The 22,577-nt window shown below is 59.6% G+C and carries 22 protein-coding genes; 11 read left to right on the forward strand and 11 right to left on the reverse strand.

All coding sequences use genetic code 11. The features are described 5' to 3' along the window. Positions 1 to 551 (reverse strand): bifunctional hydroxymethylpyrimidine kinase/phosphomethylpyrimidine kinase (locus BFQ03_RS07850; RefSeq protein ID WP_239695228.1); only part of this gene is annotated, 551 nt, incomplete at its 3' end. On the opposite strand from BFQ03_RS07850, the gene BFQ03_RS30205 reads away from it, so the two are divergent. The 5 genes from BFQ03_RS30205 to BFQ03_RS07870 all read left to right on the forward strand — a co-directional run bounded on the left by BFQ03_RS30205 (position 441) and on the right by BFQ03_RS07870 (position 7,237). Further along, positions 441 to 905, forward strand: coding sequence for a hypothetical protein (locus tag BFQ03_RS30205; RefSeq protein ID WP_162237653.1), 465 nt, complete (start codon positions 441 to 443; stop codon positions 903 to 905). The genes BFQ03_RS07850 and BFQ03_RS30205 overlap by 111 nt on opposite strands. Further along, on the forward strand, positions 838 to 3,207 hold the full coding sequence (locus BFQ03_RS07855) for a hybrid sensor histidine kinase/response regulator (protein ID WP_032861721.1): 2,370 nt from the start codon (positions 838 to 840) through the stop codon (positions 3,205 to 3,207). The genes BFQ03_RS30205 and BFQ03_RS07855 overlap by 68 nt, the downstream gene beginning before the upstream one ends. An 88-nt stretch (positions 3,208 to 3,295) precedes the next feature. Further along, the gene (locus tag BFQ03_RS07860; protein ID WP_065942803.1) at positions 3,296 to 4,942 is read left to right on the forward strand and encodes an acyl-CoA dehydrogenase family protein; all 1,647 of its coding nucleotides are present in this window, start codon (positions 3,296 to 3,298) and stop codon (positions 4,940 to 4,942) included. Positions 4,943 to 5,031: 89 nt separating this feature from the next. Beyond that, on the forward strand, positions 5,032 to 6,531 hold the full coding sequence (gene amn / locus BFQ03_RS07865) for an AMP nucleosidase (protein WP_175403885.1): 1,500 nt from the start codon (positions 5,032 to 5,034) through the stop codon (positions 6,529 to 6,531). A gap of 70 nt (positions 6,532 to 6,601) precedes the next feature. Then, entirely contained in the window at positions 6,602 to 7,237 is a 636-nt protein-coding gene (locus BFQ03_RS07870; RefSeq protein ID WP_065942804.1) for a pseudouridine synthase, read from the forward strand. Here the strand turns inward: BFQ03_RS07870 and BFQ03_RS07875 are convergent. Continuing rightward, entirely contained in the window at positions 7,232 to 7,441 is a 210-nt protein-coding gene (locus tag BFQ03_RS07875; protein WP_032861950.1) for a DUF2788 domain-containing protein, read from the reverse strand. The two genes, BFQ03_RS07870 and BFQ03_RS07875, sit on opposite strands and share 6 nt — an antisense overlap. A 228-nt stretch (positions 7,442 to 7,669) precedes the next feature. Then, a complete protein-coding gene (locus BFQ03_RS07880; protein WP_003176264.1) occupies positions 7,670 to 8,149 on the reverse strand; it encodes an Lrp/AsnC family transcriptional regulator in 480 nt (159 codons plus the stop codon). Between the two features lie 417 nt (positions 8,150 to 8,566). Between BFQ03_RS07880 and BFQ03_RS07885 the strand changes: the two genes are divergently transcribed. Continuing rightward, the gene (locus BFQ03_RS07885; RefSeq protein WP_032861727.1) at positions 8,567 to 9,604 is read left to right on the forward strand and encodes a DUF6515 family protein; all 1,038 of its coding nucleotides are present in this window, start codon (positions 8,567 to 8,569) and stop codon (positions 9,602 to 9,604) included. Here BFQ03_RS07885 and BFQ03_RS07890 read toward each other — a convergent pair. Genes BFQ03_RS07890 through BFQ03_RS07910 form a run of 5 tightly spaced genes read right to left on the reverse strand, consistent with a single transcriptional unit; the run spans position 9,601 to position 14,073 of the window. Next, positions 9,601 to 10,494, reverse strand: coding sequence for a cation diffusion facilitator family transporter (locus BFQ03_RS07890; RefSeq protein WP_032861729.1), 894 nt, complete (start codon positions 10,492 to 10,494; stop codon positions 9,601 to 9,603). The two genes, BFQ03_RS07885 and BFQ03_RS07890, sit on opposite strands and share 4 nt — an antisense overlap. Positions 10,495 to 10,509: 15 nt before the next feature. After that, entirely contained in the window at positions 10,510 to 10,929 is a 420-nt protein-coding gene (locus tag BFQ03_RS07895; RefSeq protein WP_032861730.1) for a hypothetical protein, read from the reverse strand. Positions 10,930 to 10,985: 56 nt separating this feature from the next. Beyond that, positions 10,986 to 12,281: an MFS transporter gene (locus BFQ03_RS07900; protein ID WP_065942805.1), complete on the reverse strand. Its 1,296-nt coding sequence runs from the start codon at positions 12,279 to 12,281 to the stop codon at positions 10,986 to 10,988. 44 nt (positions 12,282 to 12,325) lie between these two features. Further along, positions 12,326 to 13,381: an alpha/beta fold hydrolase gene (locus BFQ03_RS07905; RefSeq protein ID WP_083204811.1), complete on the reverse strand. Its 1,056-nt coding sequence runs from the start codon at positions 13,379 to 13,381 to the stop codon at positions 12,326 to 12,328. Continuing rightward, a complete protein-coding gene (locus BFQ03_RS07910) occupies positions 13,318 to 14,073 on the reverse strand; it encodes an IclR family transcriptional regulator (RefSeq protein WP_139115658.1) in 756 nt (251 codons plus the stop codon). The genes BFQ03_RS07905 and BFQ03_RS07910 overlap by 64 nt, the downstream gene beginning before the upstream one ends. 489 nt (positions 14,074 to 14,562) lie before the next feature. Between BFQ03_RS07910 and hrpB the strand changes: the two genes are divergently transcribed. Next, a complete protein-coding gene (gene hrpB, locus BFQ03_RS07915) occupies positions 14,563 to 17,070 on the forward strand; it encodes an ATP-dependent helicase HrpB (protein ID WP_065942807.1) in 2,508 nt (835 codons plus the stop codon). A 67-nt stretch (positions 17,071 to 17,137) separates the two neighbouring features. Here the strand turns inward: hrpB and BFQ03_RS07920 are convergent, their stop codons facing one another. Both BFQ03_RS07920 and BFQ03_RS07925 read right to left on the reverse strand, forming a co-directional pair. Continuing rightward, a complete protein-coding gene (locus BFQ03_RS07920; RefSeq protein WP_065942808.1) occupies positions 17,138 to 18,226 on the reverse strand; it encodes an endonuclease/exonuclease/phosphatase family protein in 1,089 nt (362 codons plus the stop codon). A 72-nt stretch (positions 18,227 to 18,298) separates the two neighbouring features. Continuing rightward, entirely contained in the window at positions 18,299 to 18,961 is a 663-nt protein-coding gene (locus BFQ03_RS07925; protein ID WP_032861781.1) for a YciC family protein, read from the reverse strand. 169 nt (positions 18,962 to 19,130) lie between these two features. On the opposite strand from BFQ03_RS07925, the gene BFQ03_RS07930 reads away from it, so the two are divergent. The 4 genes from BFQ03_RS07930 (at position 19,131) to BFQ03_RS07945 (ending at position 21,879) form a co-directional block, all read left to right on the forward strand. After that, positions 19,131 to 19,847 carry a DUF2076 domain-containing protein gene (locus BFQ03_RS07930; RefSeq protein ID WP_032861782.1) on the forward strand — a complete coding sequence of 239 codons (717 nt, stop codon included), beginning with the start codon at positions 19,131 to 19,133 and terminating at the stop codon, positions 19,845 to 19,847. 120 nt (positions 19,848 to 19,967) lie between these two features. After that, entirely contained in the window at positions 19,968 to 20,444 is a 477-nt protein-coding gene (locus tag BFQ03_RS07935) for an NYN domain-containing protein (RefSeq protein WP_032861784.1), read from the forward strand. Between the two features lie 25 nt (positions 20,445 to 20,469). Then, a complete protein-coding gene (locus BFQ03_RS07940; protein WP_065942809.1) occupies positions 20,470 to 21,081 on the forward strand; it encodes a 3'-5' exonuclease in 612 nt (203 codons plus the stop codon). A gap of 231 nt (positions 21,082 to 21,312) precedes the next feature. Then, positions 21,313 to 21,879, forward strand: a complete 567-nt coding sequence (locus BFQ03_RS07945; protein ID WP_065942810.1) for a hypothetical protein — start codon at positions 21,313 to 21,315, stop codon at positions 21,877 to 21,879. 81 nt (positions 21,880 to 21,960) lie between these two features. Here BFQ03_RS07945 and BFQ03_RS07950 read toward each other — a convergent pair whose 3' ends face one another. Continuing rightward, on the reverse strand, positions 21,961 to 22,419 hold the full coding sequence (locus BFQ03_RS07950) for an Lrp/AsnC family transcriptional regulator (RefSeq protein ID WP_032861790.1): 459 nt from the start codon (positions 22,417 to 22,419) through the stop codon (positions 21,961 to 21,963). Positions 22,420 to 22,577: the final 158 nt, after the last annotated feature.

The following is a 22,577-nucleotide window of genomic DNA, read 5'->3' on the forward strand; positions in this document are numbered from 1 at the left end:
ACCTCATGCTCGTCGCCGTGGCCGCCGGTGATCAACAGGTGCTTGATGAATGGCAGCAGTTTCTCGGCGCACTGGTCCGCCGTACCTTCGGGCAGTTCGGCGAGGATGCGCGCTTCAGGCAGGTTGGGCGTGGCAATCAGCGACAAGGGCAACAGCCGCTCGCGCATGGCATAGCCGACCTCGTCCTTGCCCAGGCTGCCACCGCCACCGGCACGCAGCACCGGGTCGCAGACTACCGGCAGGTGCGGGTGCTCCTTGAGCAGTTCGACCACGGTGTCGACCATGACGGTGGAACCGAGCATGCCCAACTTGACCGCTGCAACTTCGGAGTCGCCAAGCACGGCATTGGCCTGGGCCAGCACCCACTCGCGGTCGAGTACGCGGAAATCGCTGACATTCACGGTGTTCTGCACGGTCAGCGCGGTCACGGCCGGAGCCGCATGACAGCCTTGGGCGAGCAGGGCTTCGATATCTGCCTGCAAGCCGGCGCCACCACTGGGATCATGGCCGGAGAGACAGAGGACAACAGGGCGAGAGCTGTAGATATTCATGGTGCGCGAGCTTACCACCAAACGCTTTTTGCGTGGCTGTCGGGCAGTGCTTGTATTTTGCTTCGGAATATCAAGAAAAGTGGCTATAGGCCATTATTTATTTCTGGCAGTTATCGCTCTGAAAGCCCCGGCCTAGAGCCTTTCAAAAAATTATTTCAATGGTGTCTTTTGGCCTTTACCGGCTATGCTAGAGTGGATCCAAACAACTTAATGTATCGCCGGTGTACGTCTTCTCAAAAGGAATGGGGGGCTTTTGACATAACCGGACAGGCCACGCTGGGGCTCTATGCGCTATTTGCTGATGTTTCTCTTGTGCGGGCTGCCGATGCTGGCCGGCGCCGTCGAGTTCAATGAAACCACCCGCAGCCTTCCCCTGGGCCGGGTCATGCAAGTACTCGAAGATCCAAGTGGCAGCGTCACTCTCGCCGACGCCCGTTCTGCGGCACTGGCCGATCGCTACACCCGCCATGATAAAGACACCCTCAATGCTGGTTATTCGCGCTCGGCGTTCTGGCTCAAGGTCGACCTGCATTACCTGCCCAAGGATCCGAAGGCCCTGCGCACCTGGTTGCTGGAGCTGGCCTATCCGCCCCTTGATCATCTGGAGTTGTACGTCCCTGATGATACCGGCGCCTACCGACTGGCCGGGCGCACCGGTGATGCATTGCCGTTTGCCAGTCGCGAGATTCGCCAGAACAACTACCTGTTCAATGTCGACTTCAAGGCCGGCGAGCAGAAAACCCTCTATTTGCGCCTGCAAAGCGAAGGCTCGATCCAGGCGCCGCTGACCCTGTGGTCGAGCACCGCCTACCTGGAAGATCAGCCGCTGCGCCTGTATGTGCTGGGCCTGATCTACGGCGTGTTGCTGGGCATGCTGGTGTACAACCTGTTTATCTACCTCAGCGTGCGCGACACCAGCTACCTCTATTACATCCTCTATATCGCCTCGTTCGGCATGTACCAGCTCTCGGTGAATGGCGCGGCGGTGGAATATTTCTGGCCCGACAACCCCTGGTGGGCGAATGCGGCGACGCCGTTCCTGATCGGCGCGTCGGCGTTGTTCGGCAGCCTGTTTGCCCGCAGCTTCCTGCATACCGCCCTCTACAGTCGCTGGCTGGACCGGCTGTTGCTGGTGCTGGTGGGCACGGGGGCGGTGGTGATGTTGTTGTCGCTGATGACCAGCTACGCCCTGGCCCTGCGCCTGGCGACTGCGCTGGCATTGATTTTTACCGTGACCATTTTTGTCGCCGGGATCAAGGCCTGGTGCTGCGGCCAGCGCGTGGCGCGGTATTTCATCATTGCCTGGTCGGCGTTCCTGATCGGCGGGGTGGTCAACACGATGATGGTGCTGGGCTACTTGCCCAATGTGTTTTTCACCATGTATTCCAGCCAGATCGGCTCGGCCATTGAAGTCGCCCTGTTGTCCCTGGCCCTGGCCGACCGCATCAACGCAATGCGCGAACAACAGGCGCAGATCCTGTTTGAGGCCAGCCAGAAACTGGAGGTGCTCAACCAGCAACTGGCCCACAGCAACCAGTTGAAAGACGAATTCCTCGCGACCCTGACCCATGAACTGCGCACGCCGATGAATGGGGTGATCGGTTCATTGGAGTTGATGCAGACCGTGCCCCTGTCCGGGGACCTGGCGCAGTACCAGCACACCGCCGCCGGTTCGGCGCGGGACATGATGCGCATGGTCAACGGCATCCTCACCCTTACCGAGCTTCAGGCCGGTCGCCTTGGCGCGCAGCCGCAGGTGTTCAGCCTGCGCGGGGTGCTCAATACCTTGCGCCAGCAGTTCCTGGGCAACGCCCAGGGCAAGGGGCTGGAGTTTTCCATCGACGTGGCGGGCGAGTTGCCGGATCGCCTGGAGGGGGATGCTGGCAAACTGATGCAGTGCCTGGAGTGCCTGCTGGATAATGCGTTCAAGTTTACCCACGAAGGCGCGGTGCGCGTGCGCGTGGTGGGACTGCCCCGGGCCGATGGTCATTTGCATCTGACGTTTATCGTCACCGATACCGGTATTGGTTTTGCCCACCTGGATGAGGCAACTTTGTATCAGCGTTTCTTCCAGGTGGACGGCTCGACCACCCGTGAATATGGCGGCCTGGGCATTGGCCTGGCGATCTGCCGGCAGTTGATCGAATTGCTCGGCGGGCGCCTGACCCATCATTCCGAACCGCGCAAAGGCAGTCGCTTCCAGTTGGAAGTGGCCGTGATTGCGGTGCCGCCTGAGCCGGCACGGGTGGTTGATTGGCAGCGCTCGCCCCAGGATTGCACGGTATTGCTGGTGGATGACAATAGCGTCACGCAGTTGGTCCTGCGCGGGATGTTGCTCAAGCTGGGTTACCGGGTGAAAGTGGCAGGCAGCGGCCCGGTGGCGTTGGCGATGTTGCAGGACGCGGCATTTGATGCGGTGCTGCTGGATGTGCCCGAGGATGGTTTCTCCCTGTGCTGCCAGGTCCGGGCCTTGCCAGGCTGTGGCGAACTGCCGGTGATTGCCTTGAGCGACTCACTGCAAGGCAGTGCGCGCCAGCATTGCCACGGCGTCGGCCTTACCGAGCAGTTGGTCAAGCCGGTACGTTTTGAGCTGTTGCAAGCGGTATTGCAGCGGCGCCTGCTGTGTCCGTTAGAGGGTGAAAGCGCCGGCAGTTAGGCGTATATGCCACTTTTTTAAGCGCGGTGACGATGCTTAACTGAAATGAAGGCCTCACTGAAGCTGGCCTTTTATCAGGAGGCCCGTCATGAATCTGCACCCGTTCGCCGAAACCCACGACGTTACCAACCAGCCGCCGTCATTGGATGGCGCCAACCTGTATCGCCTCGACCTGCCCTTGCAGGAGTGGTCGCGGCGCTTTGGCGCGGGCTGGGCCGAGGCGCGGATTGATGCCTACGGCGCCCTGGCAGGCGGGCCGCTGATGGCGGCGGGGTTCCTGGCGAATCAGAACAAGCCGGTGTTCAACAGCCATGATCGTTATGGCCACCGGATTGACCTGGTGGAGTTCCACCCGGCCTATCACGAACTGATGCGCACGGCCGTTGAACATGGCTTGCCGTCATTGCCCTGGGCCCATCCCCAGGCTGGCGCCCATGTCGCACGCGCCGCCATGACCTACCTGCACAGCCAGGCGGAAGCCGGCACCGGTTGCCCGCTGACCATGACCTTCGCCTGCGTGCCGGCCCTGCGCCTGCAGCCGGATCTGGCTGACACCTGGCTGGCGAAAATCCTCAACACCGAATATGACCCCCGCAACGTCGGCATTGCCCATAAGGCCGGTGCAACCATCGGCATGGCCATGACCGAGAAGCAGGGCGGTACCGATGTGCGTGCCAACACCACCCGCGCTTACCCCGTGGGTGCCGGTGGTCCTGGCCAGCCCTATGAATTGGTGGGGCACAAGTGGTTTTGCTCGGCGCCGATGTGCGACGCCTTCCTGACCCTGGCCCAGACTGACAAGGGCCTGACCTGTTTCCTGCTGCCCCGGCACCGCCCGGACGACACGCGTAACCAGTTCTATATCCAGCGCCTGAAAAACAAACTCGGCAACTGTTCCAACGCCTCCAGCGAAGTCGAGTTCCGTGGCGCCCTGGCCTGGATGATCGGCGAAGAAGGCCGAGGTGTGCCGACTATCATCGAGATGGTCGCCATGACCCGTTTCGATTGCATGGTCGGTTCCAGCGCCTTGATGCGCCAGGCGCTGACCCAGGCCAGCCATCATTGTGCCCATCGTACGGTCGGTGGCCGCGTGCTCAGTGAACAACCCTTGATGCAAAACGTGCTGGCCGATCTCGCCCTGGAGAGCGAGGCGGCCCTGGCCTTGAGCCTGCGCATGGGCCGGGCGCTGGACCATCTGGGCGATGAGCAGGAAGCCAAGTTCGCACGGCTGGTGACGGCAGTGGGCAAGTATTGGATCTGCAAGCGCGCGCCGGCAATGATCAACGAAGCCGCCGAATGCATGGGCGGCGCCGGGTATGTCGAAGACAGCATCCTGCCGCGCCTGTACCGTGAGGCGCCGGTCAACTCGACGTGGGAAGGTTCTGGCAACGTGCAATGCCTGGACGTGCTGCGGGCCTTGTCGAAAGAGCCTGGGGTGTTGGAGACATTGTTTGTCGAATTGGGCGATGGGCATGGCGATAAACGCCTGGCGCGGCATATCGAGCAATTGAAATCGGCGTTTATGGACACCCAGGACATCCAGTACCGGGCGCGGCAACTGACCGAAGATATCGCCGTGGCGTTGCAGGCCAAGTTGTTGCTGGAGGCGGGCAATGCCAGTGTCAGCGATGGGTTTATGGCCAGCCGCTTGGGTGAGTCATCAGGGCGGGTGTACGGCACCTTGCCACGGGGGGTGGATGTGCAGGCCATCGTCGCCCGCTCAACTCCTGTGTAAACGCGATCCCATGTAGGAGCTGGCTTGCCAGCTCCTACCCTGAATCACATGCCAATTCAGATTTTGCGTCTGGCGGCGATGCAGGCAAGATGAAGGCCTGCACGTCAGAACACAGGATGCTTACCGTGACCGAAGCTTTTGTTGTCGTCCAAACCGCCGAAGAGGCCGTGGACCGGCTGGCGGCCCTGCATGAGCGGGCCACCAGCGCGCTCAATCAGGCCCTCAAGCAATACCTCAAGGATCGCGTCGAACCCGACGCCGCACAACGTGCACTGTTTCGCTACCCGGAACTGCGCCTGACCTACCACTGCCATGGCGAAGTCCCACAGACCACTCGGGCCTATGCCAAGGTCCAGTTGCCGGGCACCTACAGCGTCACCGTCACCCACCCGGCGGCGTTCCGCAAATACTTGCTGGAGCAACTGGTGCCGTTGATGCACGACTTCACCGTGACGGTAGAAGTGGGCGTCAGCCAGCAGAACATCCCTTACCCGTACGTGGTGGAGCAGGGCGACGAGTTGGCCGGCTCCGGTGTGACCGCAGCGACCCTGGCGCGGGTGTTCCCGAGTACCGATCTGTCCGCCGCCACCGATGGCATTGCCGACGGCCTTTATGATTGGGAAAACACCGATCCACTGCCCCTGGCGCTGTTCGATGCGGCCCGCGTGGATTTCTCCCTGCGCCGCCTGGTGCACTACACCGGCAGCGACTGGCGCCATGTGCAGCCGTGGATTCTGCTGACCAACTACCACCGCTATGTCGACCAGTTCATCGTCCATGGCCTGGAACAGTTGCGCAGTGACCCACGCTTTATCCGCATGGTGTTGCCGGGTAACGTGATCATCGACAAGAACATGGACCATGGCGAAGCGTCTGCCATTGCCGCCGGCGTGGTCTGGCACCGTTACCAGATGCCGGCCTACCACTTGCAGGCCAGCGACGGCCACGGCGTAACCCTGGTCAACATCGGTGTCGGCCCGTCCAACGCCAAGAACATCACCGACCACTTGGCAGTATTGCGTCCACATTGTTGGCTGATGATTGGTCACTGCGGCGGCCTGCGCCAATCCCAGACCATCGGCGACTATGTGCTGGCCCACGCTTATATGCGTCGCGACGGGATTCTCGACCGCGTGGTACCGCCGAACATCCCGATCCCGGCCCTGGCCGAAGTACAGATGGCGTTGCAGCAAGCGGCGGCCAATGTCACCGGCGAGAAGGGCGAAGAGCTGAAAAAGCGCCTGCGCACCGGCACCGTGTTGACCTACGACGACCGCAACTGGGAGCTGCGTTGGGCCCAGGAACGCCCGTTGATCAACCTGTCCCGTGCCGTAGCGGTGGATATGGAAAGCGGCACCATCGCAGCCCAAGGCTACCGTTTGCGAGTGCCTTACGGCACGTTGTTGTGCGTCTCGGACAAACCGCTGCACAGTGAGATCAAGTTGCCAGGTTCGGCCAACGCGTTCTATGAGCGTGCTGTCAGCCAACACTTGAAGATCGGTATCGAGGCGGTGGACTTGTTGCGCACCGAGCTCAACTCGTTGCATTCGCGCAAACTGCGCAGCTTTGACGAGCCGCCGTTCCGCTAAATAGCGGGGTGGTTATTTAACGGTCAGGCCACTAGCATGGTCGGTCCTGACCGTTAGATGTTTCGTTGCCATGTCCCGTCCTGCCCGTCCCGACTCGCGCCGCCCTGGCGTGAAACCTCCCCATGCCGCTGCTCGCCGTGTTGCCAAGGCGCCGCCGGCCGAGCCGAAGTTGATCCTGTTCAACAAACCCTTCGACGTGCTGACTCAGTTCAGTGATGAAGGCGGGCGCGCGACCCTCAAGGATTTCATCGACATTCCGGGGATCTATCCGGCCGGGCGCCTGGATCGGGACAGTGAGGGCCTGTTGCTGCTGACCAATGATGGCCAGTTGCAGGCGCGGATTGCCGACCCCAAGCACAAGTTGGCGAAAACCTATTGGGTGCAAGTGGAAGGCGAGCCCACCGAGGCGCATCTGCAACGCCTGCGCACTGGCGTTGAATTAAATGACGGTATGACGTTGCCGGCTGAAGCCCGGCGACTGGATGAGCCAGAACTATGGCCGCGCAACCCGCCGGTGCGGTTTCGTAAAAACCTGCCGACCTATTGGCTGGAACTGGTGATTCGCGAGGGACGCAACCGCCAGGTACGGCGCATGACCGCCGCCGTGGGCTTGCCGACCTTGCGCCTGGTGCGGGTAAAAATCGGCGATTGGTCGATTGAAGGCCTGGGCCAAGGCCAGTACCGCGAAGTACCGGCGCGTTTATAAAGCCCCGGATTCGATCAGGCCGATCACCACGCTCTTGATGATGAACGCGGCCACGCCCAGGCCTAGCACGAAGAACAGAATCATCGAGCCAAAGCGCCCGGCCTTGGATTTCTTCGCCAGGTCCCAGACGATAAAGCCCATGAAAATGATCAGGATGGTGACCAGGCCGGTCATCATCCACTCTTCAAACAGCACGGGGTCAATCGAATTCATTGGGCAGTTTCCGACAAAGGCAGGCGCGAAGTATAAGGCAGCGAGGCACGCTCAAAGTTGACCTGCGTCGGTACGTCGCACACAGATCCAGCGGTTGAAACACAATCCAGATGTGGGAGCGGGCTTGCTCGCGATAGCGGTGTGCCCGTCGCCGAATGCATTGACTGACGCACCGCTATCGCAGGCAAGCCAGCTCCCACATGGGGTTGGTGGTGAGTCTTAGGTCCGCAGGTGAGTCAACGGCAACTCCGTGCTGTTAAGCACCTGGTTGAGCACAAAACTTGAGCGCACGCTGGTCACCCCTTCAATCCGGGTCAGGTGGCCCAGCAGCAGTTTTTGATAGTGATCCATATCCGGCACCACCACCTTCAACTGATAGTCGGCATCCATCCCGGTGACCAGGCTGCATTCCAGCACCTGCGGCAAGGTGCGGATGGCCGCTTCGAAGTTCTCGAAACGCTCGGGTGTGTGTCGGTCCATGCCGATCAGCACGTAGGCCGTGAGGCTCAGGCCGAGCATCTTGCGGTCGAGCAGGGCGACCTGGCGTGAGATGTAGCCGTCGTCCTCCAATTGCTTGACCCGGCGTGAGCAGGGCGAAGGCGACAGGCCGATGCGCTCGGCCAGCTCCTGGTTGGAGATCCTCGCGTCGCGCTGTAATTCCGCCAAAATACTCAGGTCGTATCGGTCAAGTTTGCTCATTGAGATGGCCTTTATCGTAACTATTGCTGCGAATTATCTATCCAGGGTTAAAAATTGCGCAAGCACTGTTTATTGACGCAATCTTCGCAATCATCTATCGGGGCTTCACGCCTATGATTACCAACAGAATCACTGCCCGGACATACAGTCCACTGCAGCCCGCCGAATCAGGCCGGCTGCGGCCCGCCAACCCCACCGGGTTGTGCCGGCCCCCGGGCTGCACACTGTCCACAAGACGGCGTGAGGTGAGCCAACGTCATAAGCGTTGAGCCAGGACGAAGTTCTCAAGGGGTGGCCGACGGGCTACCCCTTTTCTTTTGCCGACGAAAAATGTTCGGCTGGCTGATAACCTGTGGCAGAACCGGGCCCGGCTTTTCCAGTCTCATGCATAGGCCCTAATCCGCAGTGAGGAATAGCATGAAGCGCATCTGGCGTTTGGCAGGTGTAGGTGTGTTGATGGTCACCTTGGGTACGCAGGTGATGGCTGACGAGCGAGACAACTCACCCCGCCAGGGGCAAGGCCCGCAGGGCGGTGGTGGCGGGCAGCGAGAGCGTGGCCCCGAAGGCGGTGGGCGCCCGGCGAATAACCCGCCGCGAGCGGAAAATACTCAGCCACGTCCACAGAATCAGCATTTCGAGCGCAATGGCCAGAGCGGTCAAAATGGCCAGTGGCAAGCTCGCCCCCAAGGCAATGAACCTTCGCGCCCGGCGCCCCAGGCCGGGAGCAATCTGCCGATCCAGGCCCGCCCCGATTCCGTGAACCAGACCCAGGAGCCGCGCCAGGGTAACTACCGTGACATTCCCCGGCGCAACGATGGCAACCCGCGCTGGGAAGCCGGCGGCCCCGGTTCGCGTCCTGGCTACAACGGCCACCCCAATGACAACCGCTGGCCGGGTCGCCCCGACGGGCACGGCAATGGCTGGGGCCCGGGCCCACAATATCGGCCCGGGTACACGGTGGAGCGTTTCCCCGATCGCAATTACCGCGTGCCCTATCGTGGCCAGGATTATTTCTTCTCCGGGGGTTATTGGTATCGGCCCCAGGGCCCGCGCTATGTAGTGGTCACACCTCCCTATGGGATTCGTGTGCATTACCTGCCGGACTATGCGCGGGAAGTGTGGGTGGGCAGCGCGCTGTTTTTCCTCGCCGCCGGCGCCTATTACAGCTATGAGACCAGCACCCAGCAGTACGTGGTGGTGCAACCGCCAGTCGCCAGTCTGCCGCCACAGCCGGCGCCCCAGGGCAATGGTTATGACGTGGTCGCCTATCCCGTCAACGGCCAATCACCCGCCCAAGTGCAGCAGGACGGTTATGACTGCTATCGCTGGGCGGTACAGCAGAGTGGCTTCGATCCTCAGACAGTCACCTACGCCCCCGCGCCTGCGGTGGTGCAAACCTACCGCCAGGCCCAGGGCAACTGCCTGGGCAGCCGTGGCTATCAGGTGACCTACTAGGCCTTGTTGCCGGTAACCACTTCCTGCGGATCGGCGTGCACCAGCACCTCAGCCCGCGGGTAGGCTTTCTGGATGGCATCGGCGGCCTGGTCGCTGATGCCATGGGCCACCAACAGGCTCAACTCCCCCGGTAATTCCAGGTGCAACTGCACAAACCAGTGATTGCCGGAAACCCGTGTGCGCAAGTCATGGGCGCCCAACACGCCGGGCACGCCACGGGCCAGTTCCAGCATATGCTGGCTGACCTCGGCCGGCAGTTCCTCGTCCATCAGCACGGCAAAACTTTCCCGGGCGATCTGGATCGCGCTCCACAGGATGTAGGCGGCGATCCCAAGCCCGAACCAGGCATCGACCTGATGCAAGCCAAAGGCCGCCAGCACCAGCGCCAGGAGGATGCTGCCATTGAGCAGCAGGTCCGAGCGGTAGTGCAGCGAGTCGGCGCGCACCGCGTTCGAGCCGGTTTCGCGAATCACCCGATGTTGCAGGATCAGCAGCGCCACGGTCAGCGCCAGCGACAGCACAATCACCGCAATGCTCAGCCAGGGTGCGCCCACAGGCTCGGGGTGCTGCAAGCGTTGGTACGCCTGGAAGGCGATCAGCACCGCACTGCCGGCGATAAACAGCGCCTGGGCCATGCCCGCCAGGGACTCCGCCTTGCCATGGCCATAACGGTGGTCGTCATCGGCCGGGCGCAGGGCGTAATGCACCGCCAGCAGGTTGAGCAACGACGTCACGCCGTCGAGCAGCGAGTCGGTCAACCCGGCGAGCATGCTCACCGAGCCGCTGAACCACCAGGCGACGGCTTTACCGATAATCAGGATGCTGGCCACGCCGACCGAGGCGCGGGTGGCCAGGCGCAATAGCCGGGCGTGTTCGGTGCTGGTGGTCATGGGGCGATCAAGTCCTTACGCAGCCGGTTGCAGGCCCAGCATCGCGAGTTGTTGCACGCTGCCCTTGAACTGGATCAGGCGCGGGTCGTCCAGCGGCAGGCTGCGGCCGGTTTCGTGCTCGATGATGGTTTGCAGCTTGGTGTTATCCACCTTGCCGTCGGCGCCGATGGCTTGTTGCAGTTTTTCTGGCGCGACCTGGGCGGTCTTGCCGGGTTCGAAATAGATGGCGCCGGTGGCGAAGTCCACACCAAAGGCGATCAGGCCGGGGATGACATAGAACAGCAGGCCGAGCGCATCGAGTACGGCAATCGTCGGGTCGATCTTGCCGTCGATCTGGCCACGGCGGTCAGGATAGAAAATCGAACCGCAGGCGGTCAGTTGGCTCAACAAGGTGACGGCCAGAACACCGCCGATGACACGGGAAGCAATACGCATGGGACTCTCCTGAACACTTTATGGCGTGACTATAAAACATATCTACCGGGTGCCTCTTATCTAATGCGTGGGCTGGCTTGCCTGCGATGGCCCAGCCATAGGGTAAGCGAGCAAGCGACGACAGAGATAGCCAGGTACGGAATCAATGCATAGGTGAAGCTGCCGGTATGCCCTTTGATGATGCCTATTAGATAAGTCCCGGCAAACACTCCAAGGTTGTTCAGCGCATTGATAAGGGCAATCGCCATCGCGGCATTACGAGCAGGAATCATCTCGGTGGCGAGCGCCCAGAATGGCCCTTTGATCATTGAGGCGGCACTGATTGCAATGCATAAAATGATAATGGTCGGGATGAGCGCATTGACAAATATGATACTGGTCAATGCAACTGCGCCTACTGCTAGAGGGATTGCCAAGTGCATGACTCGCTCCCCTGTCTTATCGGAGTGGCTACTCCAAAAGTACATGGCGACACTTGCAAACGCGAAAGGAATAGAATTAAGAAAGCCAATTTGCATGGTGGTGAGGTTGAAAGTACTGATGATCTGCGGCTGCCACAACGAGAGGCCGTTCGTGACAGATGTCCCGCCAATATAGATTAGAGTAAGTGCCAAAACATACTTGTTGCAGAAAAGCTTCCAAACATCAGAAAAAGAGGCACGAGTTTTTTCGGTTGGAACTTTTTCAACTTGGCCTGACAGCCAGGTTTTATCTCCCTCAGTCAAAAACGAGGCTCTACTTACGCTATGAGGGAGAACCCACAAGGCTGCAATGCCCAAGAAAATGGCTGGGGAGCCTTCAATGATGAAAAGCCAGTGCCAGCCACGCATTCCAAACCAGCCGTCGAGCAACAATAGCATTGCCGACAAAGGCGAGCCCAAGACGCTCGATAGCGGCAAAGCAATCATCAGGATCGCCACCGCCCGGCTGCGATGACCGCTCGGAAACCACAGGGTGAGGTAGTAGATGACACCGGGAAAGAAGCCCGCTTCAGTGACACCCAGTAAAAACCGGAGAATATAGAATGAGTACGGCCCAGAAACCGCGGCCATGCAACTGCTGACGAGACCCCAGGAAACCATGGTCAATGCTAGCCAGCGAACAGGGCCAAAGCGTTCAAGAAGCATGTTTGCAGGTACCGCAAAAATGCAGTAAGCAATAAAGAACAGGCCTGCGCCAAAGCCAAACGCGGCATCGCTCAAGGCAATATCTGATTTCATCTGCAATGCGGCAAATGCAATGTTGACCCGATCAAGTGAGGCAAGGAAATATCCCAGTGTAACGAATGGAAGGATTCGCCACGCGACCTTGTTCATTACCCCGCGTTCAATATCTTGCTGTGCTTGTGTCATATTGATTTCATCCCAAGCAGTCAGGCCCGAAGTCGGGTGGTTTTTTATAAAAGTCGGTCGACGAGCCAGTTGTCGATTAATCCGGATATGGTCAGATTGTTTTTCTCAAGCATTGGTAAATGAGAATTTCCATATATCCCTTGTTCGGGCAAGTCCAATGCGTCAACACGTCCTCCAGCAGAAGCCAGGGCGTGGAAATAGGCGTCAGTTCGCGCTCTGATGGCCGGCCATCGTGCATCCAGGGACAAGTGATCCCCGTATACCGTGAGGATCGGAGTCTCTTTTAGCAGGCGTTTTTCAATGCCTTCTTTCGTACCGGCCTGAGAGGGCTCTATCGCCACAATGGCTGCAACTTTGTGTGGTACTAATTCAGCTGCACGAATAGCAAAATGGCCACCCTGCGAATGAGCGATCAATACGACCGGTTGTTCCAACTCCTTGAGCATTTGAACGTAAGCGTTCAGGGTAAGCTCGTCGGTAGCTGCCCAGCGAGGAACAATCTGCTTCATGAACGTTTTAAACGCATGGAGCGGGAACTGGCAGTGCGGGTATGCAGCCCTCTGTAAGCTGCTGGCGCAGAGGTCACTGACACGTTTACCTATCCGGAATTGTGTGAACGTATCCTGGTGAGTTCGCAGTAATGCCGGTTCCGAAAACTCATCTTCTCGTGGTGCCCAGCCAGACCTTCCCCGTTCTACCGCATCAATATTAAAAACAGACCAGCCCCGTTTCAGAAAGTCGTTCAACCAACCAGGGCGCCCATCAGGGGTTGATTCCCATACTGCGCCGGTCATAGACCCACCATGACAAAAGACTATGGGGGGGCGGTCTTGAGCTGACGCATTTATGACAAACTGTACATACATCTGCCCAACACAAGCCGTACCATTGGGGTTGATCTTGACTGGCACTCCGTTTGGGGCCAATACGTACTCTTCCATGGGATTGTCGCAATAGTCGACATGATGCCCGCCTACAAAGTAAGAGCCAATGGAATTAATGCTCACTGGGTTTGAGGTTTCTTTAGCCGTAATTATCATAAGAAATTCCGGAAGTGGTCTTGAAGCTTGTTGGAAAGTTGCTTGATGACAGGAAGGCATGTATTTAACTTGCTGTCAGTCATTCTGGAGTTCGGGCCTCCAATGGTCACCGAACCGATGACAAGGTTTCGAATATCCAAGATAGGGAAGCTCAGTCCAACAACATCAGAGAGCCTTTCACTTCGGCTTATGGAAAACCCCGATGATTGAACATTTTTCAAATCCTCCTGGAGGGCCGTTTTGCGTGTTTCACGGTCGGCGCCAGACTTTGGAGCGAATACATCTTCCAGAATGGCCATTTGTTGATCGCGAGGCAGGAACGCTAGCATTGCTTTTCCCCGTGACCCCAGGTGCAACGGCGTTCGTTCGCCCGGATTGATGTTCAATTGGACATGTTCGCTACTCTTGGCAACCTGCACGCATACGGCGGTGCGGTTTTCGAGGAAGTTCAGGTAGACGGTCTCGCCTTGGCCCAGGGCTACTTCCTGGAGCCATGTCGCCGGGGCGTCGCAAAGCTGTAAGCGATCCCGGTACAGAACTCCGAGCTCCCAGAAACGGACACCCAATTCATATCGTCGTGTTTCAGGTTGCTGTCGAAGGAACCCCTTTTTCGCAAGGGTCGACATGATCCGTTGGACAGCAGACGGAGACAGCCCTGTCTGTTGGCTCATCTCCCGTACACCCCAACTAGGGTGGTGAGCAGTGAAATACCCTAAAAGCTCCAAGGAAATATCTAGTGTTTTCAGCGGCATGATCTTTTGTTCCTCTATTTGGAACACTGTTTCTTTATTAGGTTTGCAACTTTGTTCCTTCCTATAAAAGCTTGTCAAGCAATTGCTTGTAGGTCTATTCGTATGTTGATTTTTTGGTGTTAGTTGGGGTGGGTAAAGAATTTGTTGGAGGGGCGTGGTTTATTACTAATAAAGGGGTGTGTTGCTTGTTCCTTTATTAGCAACACTTAGTGTTGGCTGTAGCGCCAGTTAGCAGCTTGGCACTGAATGGCAATGAAATATTTCAGGGTATTAAAGAGCTTCTACTCTCTATATGCCTGTTTATCTCTCCCAAAAGACTACTGGCGGATGATCCGTTGGTGGCTGAAGTCACCGGACGGATCAAGCTCCGCAGCCATCATATGAAGGTCTAAGTGTGGGAGCGCATTCCATAGGGAGATGGCATCGCCTCTGAGACCATCGATATCCAGCAGTTCGCCGTTATACTCGCCGTTCTGCCTTGGAGCCAGTATGAATTCGTTGCCAATCGATGATGTTTTACCCGCCTTGCGTGAAGCCTTGGCGACGCGCCATGAAGCCGTGCTTGAAGCACCGCCCGGTGCCGGTAAAACCACACGGGTTCCGTTGGCGCTGTTGAATGAAACCTGGCTGGCTGGGCAAACCATCCTGATGCTTGAACCTCGTCGGCTAGCGGCCCGCGCCGCCGCCGAGCGACTGGCCAGCGAGCTGGGGGAAAAGGTCGGGGAGACCGTTGGCTATCGGATCCGCCTGGACAGCAAGGTCGGCCCCAATACCCGTATCGAAGTGGTCACCGAAGGCATCCTCACCCGTCGCCTGCAGGATGACCCGGCGCTGGATGGCGTAGGCCTGTTGATCTTCGACGAGTTCCACGAGCGCAGCCTCGACGCCGACCTGGCGCTGGCCCTGAGCCTCAATGGCCGTGAGCTGTTTCGCGACGAGCAACCGCTGAAAATCCTCCTGATGTCCGCCACCCTTGAAGGCGAACGCCTGTCGGGTCTGCTCGACGACGCACCGATCCTGCGCAGTGAAGGACGCATGTACCCGGTGCAGATGCGCTGGGGGCGACCGTTCCAGCCCGGTGAATTTATCGAGCCACGGTTGGTGCAGACCATCCTTGAAGCCCTGCACGACGAAACCGGCAGCGTGCTGGTATTTCTACCCGGTCAGGCAGAAATTCGCCGGGTCAATCAACAGTTGGCGGACGCCTTGGGTGAGCGCAGCGATGTACTGCTCTGCCCGTTGCATGGCGAACTCGACCTGACGGCCCAGCGGGCGGCCATTGACCCGGCACCCGCCGGCAAGCGCAAGGTGGTGCTGGCCACCAACATCGCCGAGACCAGCCTGACCATCAATGGCGTGCGGGTGGTGATTGACGCCGGGCTGGCGCGGGTCCCGCGCTTTGACCCCGGTAGCGGCATGACCCGCCTTGATACCCAGCGCATTTCCCGCGCCAGTGCCACGCAACGCGCGGGTCGGGCAGGGCGGTTGGAGCCGGGCGTGTGCTATCGCTTGTGGTCCGAGGACCAGCATGAAGGGCTGGCGGCCTATGGCAGCGCGGAAATTCTTTCGGCGGACCTGGCCGGCCTCGCGCTGCAACTGGCGCGCTGGGGTGTGACGCCGACACAACTGGTATGGCTCGATGTACCGCCCACGGCCGCCTATGCCCAGGCCCAGGACTTGCTGGAGCGACTGGGCGCATTAAAGGACGCGACCTTGACCCCCCACGGGCAGAAAATGGCCAGCCTGCCGGCGCACCCGCGTATCGCACACTTGTTGTTGCGTGGTCAGGACCTGGGGTTGGCGAACATGGCGTGTGATGTCGCCGCGCTACTGGGTGAGCGCGATATCCTGCGTGGTGCCGGTGCGGATTTGCACAGTCGCCTGGCGTTGTTGTCCGGCGAGGAGCGGGCCCGTGGCACCCAGGGTGGCGTGCAGCGGGCCAGGCAGTTGGCCCGCCAATATCGCGGCTATCTACGAGGCAAGGCCGAACAGCCCGTCGCCGATCCCGATCACCCGCGTTGGCTTGGGGCGTTACTGGCACTGGCTTACCCGGATCGGGTGGCCCAGCAGCGTCGTGCCGGGGGCGCCGAATATCGCCTGGCCAATGGCCGTGCGGCGCTGTTTGCCGAAGCCGACAGCCTGATGAAGCAAGCGTGGCTGGTCATCGCCGACCTGGGCAGCCGTCAGGGGCAGCGTGAAGAGCGGATCTACCTGGCTGCAGACTTTGATCCGGCGTTGTTCGATTCGGTATTGGCCGAACAGGTGCGCTGTCTTGACCAACTGGATTGGGACGAGCGCGAAGGCGTGTTGCGTGCCGAACGCCAGCGCAAGGTCGGTGAATTGGTGCTCAGTCGCGAGCCGTTGACCGGTCTCGACGAGTCTGCTCGCAGCCAGGCGCTGGTCAATCTGGTGCGGCGCAAAGGCCTGGAATTGCTGCCCTGGACTGCGGAGCTGCGCCAGTGGCAGGCCCGCGTCATGCTGTTGCGCCAACTGGACGCCGGCCAGGTCAGTGAATGGCCAGATGTCAGCGACAGCGCCTTGCTCGCCAGCCTTGAACACTGGTTGATGCCGTACCTGGGCAAGGTCTCGCGCTTGAGCCATTTTGCCAACCTGGATCTATCGAGTTTCCTGCATAACCTGCTGCCCTGGCCGTTGCCGCAACGCCTGGACGAGTTGGCGCCGCACCATTTGAAAGTGCCGTCGGGGTCTTCGGTGCGTTTGGACTACAGCGAACAACCGCCGATCCTCGCGGTGCGCTTGCAGGAGCTGTTTGGCCTGGCTGACACCCCGCGCATCGCCGGTGGGCGGCAAGTGGTGAAGCTGCACCTGCTCTCGCCCGCACGGCGGCCGGTGCAGGTGACGCAGGATCTGGCGAACTTCTGGCGCAGTACCTACGCCGAGGTGAAGAAGGATCTGAAGGGCCGGTATCCCAAGCATTATTGGCCGGATGATCCTTTGGTGGCTGAGGCGACTGCGCGGATCAAACCCCGAAAATAACCTTGAACACGCCACCGATCAAAAATGTGTGCGAGCAAGCCCACACACATTGGTTTTGTAGTGTTGGTTATTGCGCGGCGGGCAATAAGAACCGCGCAATCACCGGCAGGTGATTGGAAATACGCAACGTATCGTCCTGCCGCACCCGGGCCTCCACTTTCTTCAGCCTTGGGCTGTAGAACAGATAATCCACCGTGCGATCCGGTCCGTCGAGGCTCGGGTCATTGGGGAAGTGGGTCAGCCACTGCGCCCGGTCGATGCCGCTGGATTGGCTGTTGCTGGGCACCATCGGGTATTTGTCCCACAGCAGATGCAGCTCGCTGTCTGGCGAATACTGCCCGCGCTTACCGGCCTCCAGGCGCAGGAACTGGCCCAGCGGCAACAGATTGAAATCGCCGCCGATCAGCCAGGGCGTGCCACGGCTTTCGAATTTATCCAGCAGCTTGATGGTCGCCTGGACTTGTTCGCGCACCGTGCTGTGGCCAGGAGCTGCGTTGTCCAGGCGGGTGTTGAGCACCGCCAGTTGGCCGCCGTCGCTCAACGGCAGGTAGCTGAGCAGCAACGCAGGCTTGGGCTGGAACTGGTGACTGAGCAGGTTGGCCGAGGCCACTGGCAGTTGCAGGCGTTCGGCGTGTTCGATCTGGTAGCGGCTGAGGGTTACCAGCTTGCGGCCGACGCTGCCGAAGATATGCCAATCGGGCACAAAGTCGGCTTTCCAGTCGAAGGCCTGGACGCTGCAAGGATAGAGGTCCACCAGTCGCTCCTGGAGCAGCGCCAGTTGGTCCTGGTAATGGGACGGTTTGGCGTCCTCATCCAATTCCTGCAGCAGCAGTACGTCCGGTTGTTCATCACGGATCACCCGCGCCACTTCATCCAGGCTGGAGGCCATGTCTTCAACGGTCGGGCGGTCATCCGGGCCGCTGCCGTCCGGGGTGTCGTACCAGAACACGTAGTTCTTGCCGGCCAGGTACTGCACGTTCCAGGTCATCACCTTGAGCGCCTGGCCGGGCAACAGCGTCGGCGCACGCGGGGCGACGCAGCTTACCGGCAGGATCTCTTTGTCGGCGGGGCGCCAGGTCAGGCTGTAGACCAGGGCGGTCAGCACACCAGCCAGAATCAGCAGGCCCACCAGGGTTGTACGCAGTAAACGGTTCATCGGCTCGCCTTATGGCGCTGCAGGACAGGCACGGAGCATACCCGACCGGCGGCCGAGAGCCCAAGGGCCACGTTAGCGGGCGTCTGCATCACCGGCGATCAGCATGAACAGGCGGAACAGCACCACGCTGGTAAACAATTGCAAGAAGCTGTGGGCGCTGTCGATCAGCACCGCCAGCAGTGGGTTCTGCGGGTCGGGCCAGGCCGCGACGCTCGCGCCCTTGAGCAGCCACAGCGGGGTCATCACGCACAACAGGCAGATCAGGATGCGCAGGAAATGCCCACGGGTCAGTCGGAAACTTTCCTTCATCGCCGCCAGCGCCGGCATGCCGCGCAGCACCAACAGGTACTCGGCAAACGCCAGAGTGACCATCAGCCACAGCCCCGGCAGGAAGTACAACGACAGCCCCAGCAGGATCAACAGGGTGCTCATGGCGGTCAGCAGCGCATAGCGTGGCCACAGGGTCAGCGCCATGGCCAGCACGTCGGCGGTGCGCGGCGACTCGCCACGGCTGCGGGCATCGAGAAACAGGATCAACGCGGCGGTGTACAGCGGATACACCAGCAGCCCGACGATCATGCTGTAGCCGGTAAACGCCTCCGGGCCCAGGGTGCGATCGAGCACTTGTTGCAGCACGGCTTCGAGGATCACCAAGGGCAGGCATAACTGCACGATGGCGCCCAGGTTGCGCTGGAAGAAGTAGAAAGAGTCGCGCAGAACGGTCAACGGATTCATCAAAGTCATCACAGGCCAAAAAAGCAGCAGACACTTTAACTGATCACCGACAAACGTAAACCTTGGGTAAAGATCATTGAAACGCCACAGGCCAGCCCCATTACTGGTGGCGTACCTTGTCCATTGCGGGCGGGACGCAGATTTTTACCGGCAATCTAACGAGGTCGCCATGAACAGCGAAGAGCAAACCCTGATCGATGGACTGTTTTCACGGTTGCAGCAAGCCGAAACGGACTCAGCCCCCCGCGACGCCCAGGCAGAAACGCGGATCAAGGAGCACATCACTCGCCAACCGGCCGCCGGGTATTTCATGACCCAGGCGATCCTGGTGCAGGAAGCCGCGATCAAGAGCCTGGATGCGCAGAACAAGCAGCAGGCGCAACAGATCCAGCAATTGCAGGATGAGCTGCAACGGGCCAAGGCCGCGCCGCCGGCCGCGAGCGGCGGTGGGTTCCTGTCGAGTATCTTTGGTGGCAGCCCTCGCGACTCGCAACCGGCGCCCAGCACACCGTCGTCATCGAACGGTGGTTGGCGTGAGCCGAGCCGGCCGGGTTTCAACAGCGCGCCTGCGCCGCAACAGAATGTTCAGCAACCCCAACAGGCTGCACCCGCCGGCAGCAGCTTTCTCGGCGGGGCCTTGAAAACCGCAGCCGGCGTGGCCGGTGGCGTGATGCTGGCCCAGGGCATCAGCAGCCTGTTCAGCCATAACCAACAGCCGCAGGTGGTGGAAGAGATCGTGCGCGAAGAGCCGGCGCCGGCCAGTGACAACAGCGACTGGGGCAATGACGAGCAACGTTTCGCCGGCAATGACAGTTATGCCAACGATAACGACAGCTTTGCCGACAGCGATTCTTCCTTCTTTGGCGACGACGATTCCTTCGTCTGAAACACACAAATCCGGGGCGCGTTGCCGCCCCGGTCTGATTTTTCTCGGAAAGCTCCCCTTGGCTGGCATACTGGCGACCTTTGCGGGCCATCACGCCTGCCAGTGCCATGAGGGTGTGCGGTGAAAAAAATTGCAGTGTTCGCCGATGTCCAGAACCTCTACTACACCGTGCGCCAGGCCTATGGCTGCCACTTCAACTACGCCGCCCTGTGGGCTGATATCAGCCAGCGCGGGCAGATCGTCGAGGCGTATGCCTATGCCATCGACCGTGGCGACAGCAAGCAGCAGCAGTTCCAGCAGATCCTGCGCAACCTGGGCTTTACCGTGAAGCTCAAGCCCTACATCCAGCGCAGTGACGGCTCGGCCAAGGGCGACTGGGACGTGGGCATCACCATCGACATCATGGACGCGGCCGCCCATGTCGACGAAGTAGTGCTGGCTTCGGGTGATGGCGATTTCGACATGTTGCTCGACCGCATCATCCATAAACATGGCGTCGAAGCCGTGGCCTACGGTGTGCCGGGGCTGACGGCCAATTCGTTGATCCGCGCGGCCAGCCGCTACGTGCCTATCGAAGGCGCGTTGTTGCTCAAATAGATTTTCTGATGAGGTTGGAACAGGTTTGGAACGGATAGCGGTCATCGACTTTGAAACCACCGGCATCTCGCCGAGCAGCAGTTGCCGGGCCACGGAAATCGCCGTGGTCATCCTGGAGCGGGGCCAGATCGTGGACCGCTACCAGAGCCTGATGAATGCTGGCGTGCGCGTGCCTGGGTTTATCGAACAACTGACCGGCATCAGCAACGCCATGCTGCGCAGTGCGCCGCCGGCCGAGAAGGTAATGAACGAGGTCAATGAGTTTGTCGGCACCACGCCACTGCTGGCGCACAACGCTGCGTTCGACCAGAAGTTCTGGGACTTCGAACTCGGTTTGATCCGCCGCACCCGTCTGCAAAAATTCGCCTGCTCGCTACTGTTGGCGCGCCGGCTGATGCCCGCCGCGCCCAATCACAAACTCGGCACCCTGACCTCATTTGCCCAACTGCCCCACACCGGCAAGGCTCACCGGGCCATGGTCGACGCGGAAATGGCGGCCAACCTGACCGCCCACCTGGCCCAGGAACTGCGCCGTGCCCACGGCTTGCGCGAACTCTCCCATGACCTGCTGTGCAGCTTGCAGAAAGTGCCGGCGGCAAAGATCAATGATCATCTGAAGAAACATCGCGGGTTCTGATCTCAACCTTCCGAGCAGCAAAGATCAAAATGTGGGAGCGAGCAAGCCCGCTCCCACATTGGTTTTGTGGTGGTTATCGGCGCTTTGTCGGGGCGTTTACCGGCTTTCTGAATTGTCAGTAGGTTTAGCCCTACAGTCCCGTCGGGCCTTTCTGGATTTTCCCTTCTCCCGCCTATCGTCCTTTGTTGCGGCCTAACATCTTGCCTGTCATTTACGTACAGGGACTACGTCATGCAGGAAAGCGATCTTCATTCGGCAATCATTCGAATCCAGTCCGAACTCGAACAAAATGGCATTGATTTCGGCTCAACTTCCAGCATGACGTTTCACCTGGGAAATACGATGGCAAGCTGCCCGGCAGTTATGGTTTTACCTAGTACACCAGGCTGGACGCATGGCGCCAGTTACAAGTTACTCAAGCCCATTCATGCCGACTCTGCGGTGCCGAACACTACGTTTGACGAACTCTGGAAATGTACACAGCAACACTACGGCTTGACGCTGGCAACGGTCCTCACGGGGGCGGCGGGCATACCCATCAGCAAAATTGCAGTGGGGACCTGGGTCCACGTTGGCTCCAGCAAAACGACAAACCTGGCTAGCCTCATTGGCATGCGCTTTTTCCCTCGTACACTGATCAGGCAGCCAACAATGGCAAGGGTAGCGAAAGCAACGTTTGGCAGTGTCCGAGTGTTTGGCATTATCGGACGAGGCACTCCCTTCGTTGCTGCGGGTGTGGCTGTTTTTGATCTGATCAGTCTTGGTAAGTGTGCCTATGAGGCAAGAAGTGGACGGTAACTGTCAGATCAAGTCTGAATTTCTACAGGTGCGGTCAACTCGGTCAACTGTGAGAGCGGGCTTGCTCGCGATGGCGCCCGTTCAGCCACCGCCATTTTTCCCTTCCAAATGCCCCAACGGCACCCGCCGCTCTATGGCGCTCGACAAGATGATCGAGGTCTTGCTGAACCCGAACTTCGCCACTCGATTGATCAGGTTTTCCAATTCCGGCATCGAGCCCACCGCCGCCTGCATGATCACGCAGGGGTCGCCGGTGACCCGGTGGCACTCGGTCAACTCGGGGATTTCTGCCAGTGCGTCGTACACCTTCTGGCTACCGTTGTTGGTCAAGCGCAGTTCGATCGTGCACTGGATCGGCAAGCCGATCTTGGACAGGTCAACCTTGGCCTGGTAACCGGTGATTACGCCACTGGCTTCCAGCTTGGCCACGCGCTCGGCTACGGCGGGGGCGGAGAGGTTTACCGTGCGGGCCAGTTGCGCGTAGGTGGCGCGACCATCTTCGAGCAGGGCGCTGAGGAGCATGCGGTCGTATTTGTCCATGAATAAGGCTCTGGTAATGGGAGGCTTTCGAATACAAGGCTTATAGCCCTGATAACCATGAATTGAAAAGTGTATGGGCACTTTAAACAGGTTTTGTAACTTATGTTTACTGGCGCGGATTTCTAGAATAGCTATCCCCTGTCTTGCCTCAGAGCCAC

The organism is Pseudomonas sp. 25 R 14 (assembly GCF_900004755.1).
In the GTDB taxonomy this organism is placed as follows: domain Bacteria; phylum Pseudomonadota; class Gammaproteobacteria; order Pseudomonadales; family Pseudomonadaceae; genus Aquipseudomonas; species Aquipseudomonas brenneri.

Bases quoted from the DNA above. Each gene is read 5' to 3' on its own strand.
- BFQ03_RS30205 (WP_162237653.1), top strand. From the start codon at position 441: ATGACAGCCTTGGGCGAGCAGGGCTTCGATATCTGCCTGCAAGCCGGC.
- BFQ03_RS07855 (WP_032861721.1), top strand. From the start codon at position 838: ATGCGCTATTTGCTGATGTTTCTCTTGTGCGGGCTGCCGATGCTGGCC.
- BFQ03_RS07860 (WP_065942803.1), top strand. From the start codon at position 3,296: ATGAATCTGCACCCGTTCGCCGAAACCCACGACGTTACCAACCAGCCG.
- amn (WP_175403885.1), top strand. From the start codon at position 5,032: ATGAAGGCCTGCACGTCAGAACACAGGATGCTTACCGTGACCGAAGCT.
- BFQ03_RS07870 (WP_065942804.1), top strand. From the start codon at position 6,602: ATGTCCCGTCCTGCCCGTCCCGACTCGCGCCGCCCTGGCGTGAAACCT.
- BFQ03_RS07880 (WP_003176264.1), bottom strand. From the start codon at position 8,149: ATGAGCAAACTTGACCGATACGACCTGAGTATTTTGGCGGAATTACAG.
- BFQ03_RS07885 (WP_032861727.1), top strand. From the start codon at position 8,567: ATGAAGCGCATCTGGCGTTTGGCAGGTGTAGGTGTGTTGATGGTCACC.
- BFQ03_RS07890 (WP_032861729.1), bottom strand. From the start codon at position 10,494: ATGACCACCAGCACCGAACACGCCCGGCTATTGCGCCTGGCCACCCGC.
- BFQ03_RS07895 (WP_032861730.1), bottom strand. From the start codon at position 10,929: ATGCGTATTGCTTCCCGTGTCATCGGCGGTGTTCTGGCCGTCACCTTG.
- BFQ03_RS07900 (WP_065942805.1), bottom strand. From the start codon at position 12,281: ATGACACAAGCACAGCAAGATATTGAACGCGGGGTAATGAACAAGGTC.
- BFQ03_RS07905 (WP_083204811.1), bottom strand. From the start codon at position 13,381: ATGCCTTCCTGTCATCAAGCAACTTTCCAACAAGCTTCAAGACCACTT.
- BFQ03_RS07910 (WP_139115658.1), bottom strand. From the start codon at position 14,073: ATGCCGCTGAAAACACTAGATATTTCCTTGGAGCTTTTAGGGTATTTC.
- hrpB (WP_065942807.1), top strand. From the start codon at position 14,563: ATGAATTCGTTGCCAATCGATGATGTTTTACCCGCCTTGCGTGAAGCC.
- BFQ03_RS07920 (WP_065942808.1), bottom strand. From the start codon at position 18,226: ATGAACCGTTTACTGCGTACAACCCTGGTGGGCCTGCTGATTCTGGCT.
- BFQ03_RS07925 (WP_032861781.1), bottom strand. From the start codon at position 18,961: ATGAATCCGTTGACCGTTCTGCGCGACTCTTTCTACTTCTTCCAGCGC.
- BFQ03_RS07930 (WP_032861782.1), top strand. From the start codon at position 19,131: ATGAACAGCGAAGAGCAAACCCTGATCGATGGACTGTTTTCACGGTTG.
- BFQ03_RS07945 (WP_065942810.1), top strand. From the start codon at position 21,313: ATGCAGGAAAGCGATCTTCATTCGGCAATCATTCGAATCCAGTCCGAA.
- BFQ03_RS07950 (WP_032861790.1), bottom strand. From the start codon at position 22,419: ATGGACAAATACGACCGCATGCTCCTCAGCGCCCTGCTCGAAGATGGT.